The organism is Oleiphilus messinensis (genome assembly GCF_002162375.1).
In the GTDB taxonomy this organism is placed as follows: Bacteria; Pseudomonadota; Gammaproteobacteria; order Pseudomonadales; family Oleiphilaceae; genus Oleiphilus; species Oleiphilus messinensis.
Map to the genome: position 1 here is coordinate 2,800,987 of NZ_CP021425.1, position 11,514 is coordinate 2,812,500.

General features: G+C 45.5%; 8 protein-coding genes. 6 read left to right on the plus strand and 2 right to left on the minus strand.

Annotated elements, in window-relative coordinates; genetic code table 11:
- The first annotated feature begins 98 nt into the window (after window positions 1-98).
- Both OLMES_RS12350 and OLMES_RS12355 read left to right on the plus strand, forming a co-directional pair.
- On the plus strand, window positions 99-2,039 hold the full coding sequence (locus OLMES_RS12350; RefSeq protein WP_087461537.1) for an ATP-binding cassette domain-containing protein: 1,941 nt from the start codon (window positions 99-101) through the stop codon (window positions 2,037-2,039).
- Between the two features lie 267 nt (window positions 2,040-2,306).
- Window positions 2,307-2,996, plus strand: a complete 690-nt coding sequence (locus OLMES_RS12355; RefSeq protein WP_087461538.1) for a DUF6901 family protein — start codon at window positions 2,307-2,309, stop codon at window positions 2,994-2,996.
- 13 nt (window positions 2,997-3,009) lie between these two features.
- Here the strand turns inward: OLMES_RS12355 and OLMES_RS12360 are convergent, their stop codons facing one another.
- Complete coding sequence (locus OLMES_RS12360) at window positions 3,010-3,450, minus strand: universal stress protein (protein WP_087461539.1); 441 nt, start codon at window positions 3,448-3,450, stop codon at window positions 3,010-3,012.
- Window positions 3,451-3,560: 110 nt separating this feature from the next.
- Between OLMES_RS12360 and OLMES_RS12365 the strand changes: the two genes are divergently transcribed.
- Window positions 3,561-4,070 carry a ligand-gated ion channel gene (locus OLMES_RS12365; RefSeq protein WP_087461540.1) on the plus strand — a complete coding sequence of 170 codons (510 nt, stop codon included), beginning with the start codon at window positions 3,561-3,563 and terminating at the stop codon, window positions 4,068-4,070.
- Between the two features lie 32 nt (window positions 4,071-4,102).
- On the opposite strand, the gene OLMES_RS12370 is transcribed toward OLMES_RS12365, so the two are convergent.
- Window positions 4,103-4,921 (minus strand): hypothetical protein, encoded by an 819-nt coding sequence (locus tag OLMES_RS12370; protein ID WP_087461541.1) that lies wholly within the window; start codon window positions 4,919-4,921, stop codon window positions 4,103-4,105.
- A 595-nt stretch (window positions 4,922-5,516) separates the two neighbouring features.
- Here OLMES_RS12370 and fadB point away from each other — a divergent pair.
- The 3 genes from fadB (at window position 5,517) to OLMES_RS12390 (ending at window position 11,114) form a co-directional block, all read left to right on the plus strand.
- The gene (fadB, locus tag OLMES_RS12380) at window positions 5,517-7,664 is read left to right on the plus strand and encodes a fatty acid oxidation complex subunit alpha FadB (RefSeq protein ID WP_087461543.1); all 2,148 of its coding nucleotides are present in this window, start codon (window positions 5,517-5,519) and stop codon (window positions 7,662-7,664) included.
- Window positions 7,665-7,695: 31 nt separating this feature from the next.
- Window positions 7,696-8,871, plus strand: coding sequence for an acetyl-CoA C-acyltransferase FadA (fadA, locus tag OLMES_RS12385; RefSeq protein ID WP_087461544.1), 1,176 nt, complete (start codon window positions 7,696-7,698; stop codon window positions 8,869-8,871).
- 272 nt (window positions 8,872-9,143) lie between these two features.
- On the plus strand, window positions 9,144-11,114 hold the full coding sequence (locus tag OLMES_RS12390) for a bifunctional 2',3'-cyclic-nucleotide 2'-phosphodiesterase/3'-nucleotidase (protein WP_232465325.1): 1,971 nt from the start codon (window positions 9,144-9,146) through the stop codon (window positions 11,112-11,114).
- Window positions 11,115-11,514 lie beyond the last annotated feature (400 nt).

Genomic DNA, 11,514 nt, shown 5'->3' on the forward strand with positions numbered 1-11,514 from the left:
ATCCGTAGGTTAGGCATACAGAAGTGCCAATTTATTAGGGGTTCCTGAATTAACATGATAGTCTAGATTAGTTTTTTCGCGAATAAGTTGGAGTATTGATGTCGTTATTGCGTTTTGATCAGGTTTGCCTGGCCTACGGATTGAAGCCCCTTTTGCATGATGTTGATTTTTCGATGCAAAATAAAGAGCGGGTGTGCTTGGTAGGACGAAATGGTGAAGGTAAGTCTTCCTTCCTGAAAGTGTTGGCAGGTGAAACGATTCCTGATTCAGGTACCCGCTGGGTTACGCAGGGGTTAAAGATTGCGGTTCTCCAGCAAGATATGCCTCAATTAGATGAACAAAGTGTGTTTGATGTCGTCGCAAGCGGACTTGATAATGTTGGTGAATTGTTAGCGGAATACCATCATTTGATTCAGCAGGATTTGTCTGATGATGCGATGTCACGTCTCGAAGTCGTTCAGAGTAAACTTGAAGCGATGGACGGCTGGAATCTGAATAATGCCGTAGAAAATATTATTGATCGGTTGCAGCTGCCGTCCGAAACATTAATGGGGTCATTGTCTGGTGGTTGGAAGCGGAGGGTATTGCTTGCTCGAGCGTTGGTAATCCAACCGGATTTGTTGGTTCTGGATGAGCCTACGAACCATCTTGATATACCCACCATTCGCTGGCTCGAGGCTCAGCTATTGCAATTTCAGGGTTCGATTTTGTTTGTCAGTCATGATCGCTCGTTTATTCGAGCCATGGCAACGCGAATAATAGAATTGGATAGAGGTAATCTCACCTCCTGGCCTGGTAACTACGAAGCTTACCTGGAGGGAAAGCGAAAACTTTTGGAAGATGAGCAAAAGCAAAATGCGCTCTTTGACAAGAAGCTCTCCGAAGAAGAAACCTGGATTCGAAAAGGAATTAAAGCGCGTAGGACGCGTAACGAAGGTCGCGTTCGAGCACTCAAGGCATTACGCGAAGAACGTCAGCAACGAATTGATGTTGTCGGAAATGTGTCCATGAAAATGGAAGCGGCGAACTTGTCGGGCAAAATCGTGGTTGAGTTGTCGGATGTATCGATGGCCTTTACTGAAGGCAAGCCCGTGATAAAGAACTTTTCTACAGTGATTATGCGGGGAGACCGGGTCGGATTGCTCGGTGAAAACGGGTGCGGGAAAACGACATTGGTTAACCTCTTGCTGGGTAAGCTTCAGCCTGGTTCTGGCCATGTAAAACAAGGAACCAATCAGGAGGTTGCGTATTTTGACCAGCTTCGAGATGCGTTGGATTTTGAGCGTTCAGTTGCCGACAATATCGCTGAAGGACGGGAATTTATTGAAATTAATGGGTCTAACCAGCATGTCATGGGGTATCTGAATAATTTCCTGTTCACCGCGGAGCGCGCGAGGACGCCGGTTAAGGCCTTATCCGGTGGGGAGAAGAATCGGCTATTACTGGCTAAGTTGTTCAGTAAGCCCGCAAACATTATGGTGCTGGATGAGCCCACTAACGATCTGGATGTAGAAACTCTTGAGCTCCTTGAAGAGGCTTTGGTTGATTTTCAGGGTACATTGTTGTTGATCAGTCATGATCGCGAATTTCTGGACAATATCGTAACTTCGACGCTTGCATTTGAGGGGGGAGGGCATATCCAGGAGTATGTCGGGGGGTATGAGGACTGGCGTAGGCAAGGTGGTGCGTTTCCTTCAGAGCGCAAGAGTGCCTCTGATTCTGCAGTATCGACTGAAGTGAAATCCAAGGCGAAACCGGTCTCGGCCTCTGATTCGGAACCCGCCTCTAAAGCTGCAGCTGTAACTGGCGCTAAACGTAAGAAATTAAGTTATAAAGACAAGCTTGAGCTCGAAAAGTTACCTGCCCGCATAGAATCGCTGGAAACCGAGATAGACCGCGTTCAATCAGAGATAAATGATCCAGGTTTTTATCAGAAAGATCATGAATTTGTCAGTTCAACTCTGGATAGTCTGGCTGCATTTGAGGCTGAGTTGGAGCAGGCAATGGAGCGCTGGGTTGAGTTAGAGGCTGAAGAGTGATTCGAAAATGCCTTGATATCCGTACAACCTGAATATTTAGGCGTATTTCGTAATTATTTTGCAAAAAAACAACAGACTACGAGAAGGTTTGGGCTAAACTGAAATATGAGTGTATCGATGGTACATTTACGCTCGATTCCTGTAAGCTTTTTGTGAGGCCGGTGATCAAATTGGTTAAGTCCGCTTTGGAATATCCCGCAACGATCTTCGTTAGCCTGTGAATGATTCTTGTGAATTGATGGACACGATATAACGCATTAATACCATATGAAAGTTAAATATATATTTAAATTCGATAGTGGGTCAGATCTCACTTATGATGTTGATCCGGATCGAGCAGATTTGGAAGATGAGGAGAGTGTCAGTGCGGCACCAGAGTGGGCACTTCTATCTCACTGCCAATGTTCCAACTGCCCGATGAAAGCATCCGAAGTAAAGTACTGTCCTGCTGCACTGGATATCAAGCAGGTTGTTGAAGATTTTCGTTCGCAACCTGCATTTCAGAAAGTGGATGTCAGTGTGGTTGTAGCTGAGCGATCTTATCAGAAGCGTACAGGGATAGAAGAGGGATTGAGATCCCTGCTCGGGTTGATTCTGGCAACCAGTCGCTGTCCGATACTTTCTCAGCTGAAGCCGATGGCTGTGCACCATATGCCTTTTTCGTCGAATGATGAATTTATTCTTCGCTCGGTCTCGATCTATTTGCTTCAGCAGTATTTCAATCACAGAGCTGGGGATGCGCCGCCTGATTGGGAGCTTAAGGGGTTGGTCGAGCGAAATAAACAGCTTCAACTGGTTAATCAGGCGCTCTGGCAGCGTATCCACACTGCCTGTGAGAGTGATTCAAACCTGAAAGCACTTCTGAGTTTCTTTTCAATGTCTTCCAGTGTGAGTTTCTCGCTCGAATCGCAATTGCAGAAGCTCAGAAATGCCCTGGAGGGGGAGCAGTCTAATTAGTGCTACTGAATTATTAGTGCTCCTGAATTCTGACAGCCAATATGTCACATTTTGCTCCGTGCAATACACCGTTAGCTGTCGACCCAAGTAGTAGGCTCAGGCCATGTCTGCCGTGGCTACCTACTACCACCAAATCAATATTGTGTTCATCTGCAAATCGGTGAATTTCGGTTTCCGGTCTGCCCAACGCAACATGAAGGCAGTCGTTGCTGATTCCGTAGCGTTCACCGAGAGCTTTCATTTGCGATTCTGCATGCTCAGTTAATTGATTTTGCACTTCTGTTAAATCCATCGGAATGTCGCCACCATAGGCGTAACCCAGCGGTTCCAACGTGTGTAACAGTTGTAGTGAAGTGTTTTCACAATTGCTCTGAATCTGCTTTGCTTTCGCGATTACTTGTTCGGACTCCGCTGATAAATCGACTGCAGCCAATATTCGTTTATAACCAGTCACTCATGTTTCTCCTGCGGTACAGTTACGGTTTGTCATATTGTTAGGTTCTATCTTAAATATAGTTTATAGTGCCGACAATAAAATTTTAGGGCCAAATAAAGGTGGGTTGTGTGATTGAAATCATTATCTTTTTTGTAGTGATAGCGTTTATGGGGTCTGCGTTCTGGATATTGCCGTCACCTAAAGAGCGCCGTTTAATGGCGCTACGGAACCGGGCGCTTGTTGATGGCTTTTCAGTCCGGTTCACGGATATCGAAACGAAAAGGCAGGATCAGGATGGTGACTGGTATGAAATTAATCTGATCTGTTACGCATCAAACCCCGCCCGACATAAGCCTGTATCCAATAAAAACTTTGAGTGTTTCATTCTCGATAAATCATCTGGAGAAACCGGAGATGAAAAGCTCTGGGTGGTTGAGAAAAACTTCAATATTGAAGCCAAAAAACAGGAGCAGCTGATAATTGATGTGCAGAATTGTCCTGCCTTGATCAAAGGATTGGGGTTTACAGGGAGTTCGGTGCGCTTTTATTGGCTTGAAGACACTCAGGACTTGGCTAAGCTTGCTGAACTTGAGCAATTTGCGCTCAGTATCTGGAAAAATAACTTCAGCACCCTGTGATTGTCACGGGGTGCCGAGTGTTTTGATCGCGCTCAAAGTTGTTCGCTTAATTCGCGTAAGCTCTCAATCATTCGGATCGAGTAGAGATTTACGACATAGTTGACGTTATTGTCGTTGTAGTTAACGTAAGAGTTCCGAATGAATTTCCACTTTGTTTGAGCGCCATTCAGTGTTTTTTTCGCTTCGGGCTCTGACACGCTTTTGTCGAGTGAAGTCAGCACAGAGTCAACGTCGAGTGCAAGCTGGTCCAGTGTTTTGTCCGTTTCGCTGCCTTGAAAGGTTTGTGCAACACTTGAGGAGCTGCGAGCGGAATACTTGGTCATCATTTGTGCAACCAAGAGCGCCAGGTCTCTCGACTTTTGTTGTGGCGTGCTCTTCAAGGGGGGCGCATCGATATAAATCTTCTCCTGTACCAGTGCAAGTTTTTCGGTAATATCCTTGTTCTGGCGGGCAAGGTCATCGGACAAACGTAAGTCTGGATATCCTTCGTCTTTGACAAACTTAATATTGGTGTTGAGCAACTCTTTAAGTGTCTGTAATTCGTCTAAAATGGTTTCGACGTCACTTTGATAAACTTCTTTGCTGCTATTGTCTTCCAGTGCCTGCGTTGCTTCATTGACCCCGTTTAAAGAGTCCACGATGTCTTGTAGCAGGCTCTTGTCGCCGCTATTTGCGCTGTAGTTATAGTATGCATTGACGGCAAGGTAGGAGTGGACACTAATGCCATTAATGTCTTTCAACAGTGAATTAAGTTCTTCGTTGGCGCGCGCTTGCAGTGCTGCTGTGAGAAAAAATATCGTGCAAAATATAGAAGCTGTACTTAACTTAATTCGTCGAGCAAAAAGCCTCATTTAAACTCTCCGTCTTTATTTTTATTGGTGATATTCGTTATTTGTGCTTCAAATCCGCCGGTATTCTAACCATTTAAAGCGCATCTTGTTAAGTGTAGTTTTTTGTTTTTTATTTACAACCAGTTAGGTAAAAGGGGTGAACGAAGGGTTTAAGCGGTTCTGATTTGTCCTGGGGGGGAGTGAATGAAAAGGTGTTTTGGTTGGAGGTGCTGAGTTGCTCTTCAATCTGGTGCAAACGTACAAAATCAAGGGTGCACCAATTATGTGCTTGCTTTCCATTTGTGTTTACAAATTGAGCTTGGTTCAAAAAATATACAAATTTGTTATTAAATGAGATCTTTCGAAATAAGATGTTGATAATAAAGTAGAATCTAAGATCGATGGCACTCTCTGGTGCTTGAGGATAGAAAAAAAATCTGATTTTCAGAAAGGAAATAATTGACAAATGAGCGATTTTTTTTCATGGTTTGCACTCCCAATTCAAACGCCTGTATGAATTTTGGTGCAGGGGGCGATTGGCGGACACTATAAACTAATGCTGAATCGGTATATTTTGGCGCCGTTCAGTTACTAAATAACGCTTGGAGAACAGTGGATGATTTACGAAGGTAAAGCCATCACGGTCAAAGAAATCGAAGGTGGAATCGCGCAACTTAACTTCGATTTAGAGGGCGAATCAGTCAATAAATTTAACCGACTCACGATCGAAGAGTTGGGTGCTGCGACTGATGCATTGAAAGCCGCAAAAGGTATTAATGGCTTGGTTGTCACCAGTACCAAAGATTGTTTCATCGTCGGTGCGGATATTACGGAATTTACAGAATTGTTTGCCGGTCCAGAAGAAGAGCTGGTTGCAAATAATCTGGCGGCTAACAAGATCTTTAGCGAAATTGAAGATCTGCCTTTCCCAACTGTAACTGCTATCAACGGTATCGCATTGGGCGGTGGCTTTGAAATGTGTTTGTCCACTGATTACCGTGTCATGTCCACTGAAGCGAAAGTGGGTCTGCCAGAAGTTAAGTTGGGTATTTTCCCTGGCTTCGGTGGAACGGTTCGTTTACCTCGTCTGATCGGTGCTGACAATGCAATCGAATGGATTTGCATGGGCAAAGAGTACAAGCCAGCAGAAGCGTTGAAATTTGGCGCAGTTGATGCTGTTGTCGGTGCAGACCAATTGGTTCCTGCAGCGCTGGCTTTGTTGGCTCAGTGTAATGAAGGTAAAGTCGACTACAAAGCTCGTCGCGAAGAAAAAACCAGCAAGTTGAAACTGAACGCGATGGAAAGCATGATGACCTTCGAAACTGCAAAAGGTTTCGTAGCAGGTCAGGCGGGTAAAAACTACCCATCTCCAGTAGAGTCTATCAAAGTGATGCAAAAGCACGCTGGCATGGCTCGAGACAAAGCGCTGGAAGTTGAAGCGAAAGGATTTGCCAAAATGGCAAAAACCAGCGTTTCTCAATCTTTGGTTGGTCTGTTCCTTAATGACCAGGAACTGAAGAAAAAAGCGAAAGACATGGAATCCTCCGCAGGTGAAGTTAAGCTTGCTGCGGTATTGGGTGCGGGTATCATGGGTGGTGGTGTTGCTTACCAGTCCGCGCTTAAAGGTACGCCAATTCTGATGAAAGATATCGCGCCTGCCGGTATCGAGCTGGGCCTGTCTGAAGCCAAGAAGCTTCTGACCAAGCGCGTTGAAAGGAAAAAAATGACGGCTGCCAAAATGGCAGATGTTCTGAACAGCATCACACCTACATTGAACTACGGTGATTTCAAAGGCGTTGATCTGGTCGTTGAAGCGGTTGTTGAGAATCCTAAAGTCAAGGATATCGTGCTGCGTGAAGTTGAAGATCAAGTACGCGAAGATACGATCGTTACTACTAATACCTCAACAATCTCCGTTAATTTGCTGGCCAAAAACCTCAAGCGTCCAGAGAATTTCTGTGGTATGCACTTCTTCAACCCTGTGCACATGATGCCATTGGTTGAAGTTATCCGCGGTGAAAAGTCCAGCGAAAAAGCGATTGCAACTACAGTGGCCTACGCTAAAGCGATGGGTAAAACCCCTGTTGTTGTAAATGACTGCCCTGGCTTCTTGGTTAACCGCATTCTGTTTCCTTATTTTGGTGGCTTTATTGGTCTGGTTCGTGACGGCGCTGACTTCCAGAAAGTTGATAAAGTGATGGAGCGCTTTGGCTGGCCTATGGGGCCTGCGTATCTGCTGGATGTCGTTGGTATGGATACGGCCAAGCACGCGGGTGAAGTTATGGCAGAAGGTTTCCCTGATCGCATGAAACATGAGGGTACCACTGCAATCGACATCATGTTTGATGCTGAGCGCTACGGCCAGAAGAATGATAAAGGGTTCTATATTTACGAGTTGGATCGTAAAGGCAAGCAGAAGAAGGTTTCTGATGCGTCCGTATACGAAATGCTGAAGCCTGCAGTCGAAGGCAGCAATGAGTTTACTGATGAAGAAATAATCGAGCGAATGATGGTGCCGCTGTGCATTGAGACTGCTCGTTGCCTGGAAGATGGCATTGTTGAAACACCTGCAGAAGCAGATATGGGTCTTGTTTTCGGTATTGGTTTCCCTCCATTCCGAGGTGGTGCACTGCGCTACATCGACTCAATCGGCATGGAAGAGTTCTGCAAAATTGCAGACAAATATGCTGATTTAGGGCCTCTCTACCACCCAACAGAAGGTATGAGAGAAATGGCTAAAGCTGGCAAGAAGTACTTTGGCTAATTGCTGAAACAATACCGAACGGAGAAATAATATGAGCCTTAATCCAAGAGATGTTGTCGTAGTCGATTGCGTGCGCACTCCGATGGGCCGCGCGAAAAACGGCTGTTTCCGCAATGTACGTGCTGAAACGTTGTCGGCTGCCCTGATTGATGCGTTGTTTGAGCGCAATGCAGCTGCCAATCCAAATGAAGTTGAAGATGTAATCTGGGGTTGTGTTAACCAGACTTTAGAGCAGGGATTCAACGTTGCTCGTCAGATTTCTTTGCTGACTAAAGTTCCTCACACTTCATCTGCGCAAACCGTTAACCGTCTGTGTGGTTCTGCGATGACAGCGATTCACACTGCTGCACAAGCCATTATGGTGGGTAACGGTGATGTTTTTGTAGTGGGTGGTGTAGAGCACATGGGTCACGTTCCGATGACTCAGGGTTTTGATCACAATCCAGCTGCAAGTAAGTATTCGGCTAAAGCATCTAACATGATGGGGCTGACTGCAGAAATGTTGGCGAAGATGCACGGCATTGGTCGTAAGCAGCAGGATGAGTTTGGTGCCCGTTCACACAGACTAGCTCACGAAGCGACGCTTGAAGGTCGATTCAAAAATGAAATCGTTGCCATCGAAGGTCATGATGACAATGGTTTCAAAGTGCTGATCGAGAACGATGAAACAATCCGTCCTGAAACCACTGCAGAATCGCTGTCTCAGTTGAAGCCTGCTTTTGATCCAAAAGGCGGAACAGTAACGGCTGGTACGTCTTCTCAGTTGACTGATGGTGCTGCAGCAATGCTGTTGATGTCTGCAGAGCGCGCTCAGGCGTTGGGTTTGAAGCCAATCGCGAAAATTCGTTCCATGGCTACCGCCGGTTGTGATCCTGCGATCATGGGTTACGGCCCGGTTCCTGCCACCAAGAAAGCATTGAAGCGAGCGGGTCTGAAAGTTGAAGATATCGACTTCTGGGAGTTGAATGAGGCATTTGCGGCTCAGTCTCTTCCTGTTATGAAAGATCTTAAGTTGCTTGACGTTGCTGAAGAGAAAGTAAACCTGAACGGTGGTGCGATTGCATTGGGTCACCCATTGGGTTGTTCCGGTGCGCGTATTTCCACTACGCTGTTGAATGTCATGATGGCGAAAGGCGGTACATTGGGGGTTTCCACCATGTGTATCGGTCTGGGTCAAGGTATCTCCACTGTGTGGGAGCGTATCTAAGCTCGCAGCTTGAATAAAAAGGTCGCTTAGGCGGCCTTTTTTTTACAAAAAATTCGACATTTTTAATTCGATCGAGTCCCTCTGGTAGTATTTCTGCTTTGTTATTCCTGCTGGCTTTTATTAAGAAAATATTGAGCCCTCAAAGGCTTCTACGACTAATGTCTAGCGCCTTGTCATGTAACTTTGATTCATGAGACCACCAATCGTCACATCTCTGGTACAGACTTCCTGTTCTAATTTTTTCACCGTAAAAACTATTTAGGGAGTATCTTGTGAAATTTGGAAGTATTGGGAAGGTTTCTCTACTTGCTATGGCTGTCGCGTTGGCTGCGTGTGACTCAGATGATGATAATTCAGTGCCTGAGGGAACTGAAATGGAGGTTCGGTTGATGGAGTCCACCGATATCCACATGTACCTGATGAATTACAATTATTTTACGGGTAAAGATGATAATAACATTGGTTTGGTTAAAGTTGCTTCATTAATCGCTGATGCACGTAATGAGAGTGAAAACACAGTTCTGGTTGATAATGGTGATCTGATTCAGGGGAGTCCTATGGGGGACTATATGAATCGAAAAGGGTTGCAGGATGGTGAGATTCATCCCGTCTACAAGGCGATGAATTTGATGAGCTACGATGTGGGTAACATCGGTAACCATGAGTTCAATTACGGTCTCGAGTTCTTGCAAGAATCTATTGATGATGCTGGCTTTCCCTACATCAGTGCGAATGTATTCCGGGATGATGGTGATAACAATCCAGATAATGATCAGCCCGTTTTTGAGCCTTATCATATTGTGGATAAGCAATTCAAAGACAAGTCAGGTGTTGTCCGGAAACTTAAAGTGGGCTTCATTGGTTTTGTGCCACCGCAAATCATGCAATGGGATAAGTCCAATCTCGATGGTAAGGTCATCGCGAAAGATATTGTTGAGATGGCTGAGCGTTATGTCCCTGAAATGAAGCGTAAGGGGGCCGACTTGATCGTAGCGATACCGCACTCAGGTTTAATGATTGGCGAGCGTCAGCAACTGGAGGAAAACGCTACCTATCATTTGGCGTCCGTAGCTGGTATCGATGCAATTATGTTTGGTCATGCGCATCAAAACTTTCCTGGTGGAGCAAGTTATGATGGCTATGAAGGGCAAGGTGTAGATAATGTGAATGGAACCATCAATGGTGTGCCCGCTGTGATGCCGGGATTCTGGGGAAACCATCTTGGTATTATTGATTTGGACTTATCCTTTACTGATGGTAGTTGGGCTGTTAAGGGCAGCTCCGTGGAGTTAAGGCAGTCTGCAGATGTTAATCCAGAGCAAGCGATTGTTGATGCTGTTTCGGAAGAGCATGAAGCGACCTCAGCCTGGGTTAGTGAGCCGTTCGCGAAAATATCTGCTGAAGTTAATAGTTACTTTGCATTAGTTCAGGATGATCCGTCTATCCAGATCGTGAGTGATGCCCAGATTGACTACGGTGTGTCTATCGTCCAAGGTACAGAACTGGAAGGATTGCCGGTTCTTTCTGCTGCAGCGCCTTTTCGGGCGGGTCGACAAGGGGCTGATGACTATACTTTCGTACCAGCGGGAGATGTTGCCTACAGGAATGTAGCGGATTTGTATATCTATCCCAATACCGTGAAAGTGCTGATGCTTTCCGGGGCAGAAGTCAAAGAATGGTTGGAAATGTCAGCTGGCCAGTTTAATCAAATAGATCCTCAGGCTACCACTCCTCAGGCGTTAATCAACACGGCATTTCCATCTTACAATTTTGACGTTATAGATGGCGTCACTTACCAGATTGATGTTTCCCAGCCTGCAAAATACAACACAGATGGAACAATTGCGAATCAGGGTGCATCAAGAATTGTCAATCTGAATTACGCGGGACAGCCTGTGGTCGCGGATCAGCAATTCCTGGTGGTGACGAATAATTATCGGGCAAGTGGTGGCGGTAGATTCCCAAATGTAGATAGCAGTCGTATTGTTGTAGATTCGCCGGATGAGAACCGACAAGTATTGGCGAATTATATCGCCAAGCAGGCGGAGCAAAACCCGGATACAGGATTTGACCCTTCGTCTGATAATAACTGGGGTTTTTTGCCAATCAATGATTCAGTGAAGGTTCTTTTTACGAGTTCTAATTCAGAGCAGGCACAGGCATTCGCGGTTAGTCTGCCAAAGGTGTTGTTAACTGATGTCGTAGAGGGTGGTTTCAGAACCTACGAGATCGACTTCAAATAACATTTTTGGGCTGCAGTGATTGTTGTATCGCTGCAGCTTTTTTTATTAATTTTGAATTAATTTAAAAAAGGTGTTGACGGGAAGGAGAGGATCCTTATAATGCGCATCTCCTTCAGACGGGACGGCCCAAAACGCGGCACGAAACGAACGAAGTGAAGCCAAGGCAACCTCAGAAATGACAGTGTCTGGCAAGATTTAACCGGTTGATTTTAAATGCAATTTAACGAGATTTAGGTTGCAGATAAGATTTTCCGGGTCAACGCTTTCCTTCAAATCGCTCTCGAGCGAAGCGAAAAAAAGAGTTGACACAGAGGCAAGTATCTTTATAATACGCGCCTCGGTTGAGCGAGAGCTTAACCGGTTCTTTAACAAGATGCCAAGCAATGACATGTGGGTGCTG

What these genes read in the sequence shown, in the direction of transcription:
- OLMES_RS12350 (WP_087461537.1), top strand. Translation starts at nt 99, where the DNA reads ATGTCGTTATTGCGTTTTGATCAGGTTTGCCTGGCCTACGGATTGAAG.
- OLMES_RS12355 (WP_087461538.1), top strand. Translation starts at nt 2,307, where the DNA reads ATGAAAGTTAAATATATATTTAAATTCGATAGTGGGTCAGATCTCACT.
- OLMES_RS12370 (WP_087461541.1), bottom strand. Translation starts at nt 4,921, where the DNA reads ATGAGGCTTTTTGCTCGACGAATTAAGTTAAGTACAGCTTCTATATTT.
- fadB (WP_087461543.1), top strand. Translation starts at nt 5,517, where the DNA reads ATGATTTACGAAGGTAAAGCCATCACGGTCAAAGAAATCGAAGGTGGA.
- fadA (WP_087461544.1), top strand. Translation starts at nt 7,696, where the DNA reads ATGAGCCTTAATCCAAGAGATGTTGTCGTAGTCGATTGCGTGCGCACT.